The sequence below is a fragment of the Bacillus sp. LBG-1-113 genome (genome assembly GCF_020708615.1).
Classification (GTDB): Bacteria; Bacillota; Bacilli; order Bacillales; family Bacillaceae; genus Bacillus; species Bacillus mojavensis.
Map to the genome: position 1 here is coordinate 1 of NZ_JAJFDG010000029.1, position 625 is coordinate 625.

The window sequence follows — 625 nt, forward strand, 5'->3', positions numbered from 1 at the left end:
TGCTCTACCAAGCTGAGCTACTTCCCGATTCCTCATATTAAAATAATATATGGCGCGCCCGAGAGGAGTCGAACCCCTAACCTTTTGATCCGTAGTCAAACGCTCTATCCAATTGAGCTACGGGCGCACTTTCACTTGTATCGAATCCCGTTGGGATGAAATAATGGAGCGGAAGACGGGATTCGAACCCGCGACCCCCACCTTGGCAAGGTGGTGTTCTACCACTGAACTACTTCCGCATATCGCAATAAAAAAAGCTTTCTCTTTTTTGAGAAACCTTGGTAAGAGTAATGCATTTAAATAAAGCTTCCAAGCGGGCTCGAACCGCTGACCTCTTCCTTACCATGGAAGTGCTCTACCTGCTGAGCTATGGAAGCAATGGCTCCGCAGGTAGGATTCGAACCTACGACCGATCGGTTAACAGCCGATAGCTCTACCACTGAGCTACTGCGGAATGATATAAGCTTCATAAACAAACATGGTAGAAATAGATAAAACTGCTTGGCGGCGTCCTACTCTCACAGGGGGAGACCCCCGACTACCATCGGCGCTGAAGAGCTTAACTTCCGTGTTCGGCATGGGAACGGGTGTGACCTCTTCGCTATCGCCACCAAACAATTGAGAG

Annotated in this window: 4 tRNA genes and 1 rRNA gene; all 5 read right to left on the minus strand. The window is 49.0% G+C overall.

Annotated elements, in window-relative coordinates:
* Positions 1-50 precede the first annotated feature (50 nt).
* The 5 genes from LJF29_RS21125 to rrf all read right to left on the minus strand — a co-directional run bounded on the left by LJF29_RS21125 (position 51) and on the right by rrf (position 615).
* Positions 51-127, minus strand: a tRNA-Arg gene (locus tag LJF29_RS21125).
* A gap of 37 nt (positions 128-164) precedes the next feature.
* A tRNA-Gly gene (locus LJF29_RS21130) sits at positions 165-239 on the minus strand.
* A gap of 65 nt (positions 240-304) precedes the next feature.
* A tRNA-Thr gene (locus LJF29_RS21135) sits at positions 305-377 on the minus strand.
* Between the two features lie 2 nt (positions 378-379).
* A tRNA-Asn gene (locus tag LJF29_RS21140) sits at positions 380-454 on the minus strand.
* Positions 455-499: 45 nt separating this feature from the next.
* A 5S ribosomal RNA gene (gene rrf, locus LJF29_RS21145) occupies positions 500-615 on the minus strand.
* Positions 616-625 lie beyond the last annotated feature (10 nt).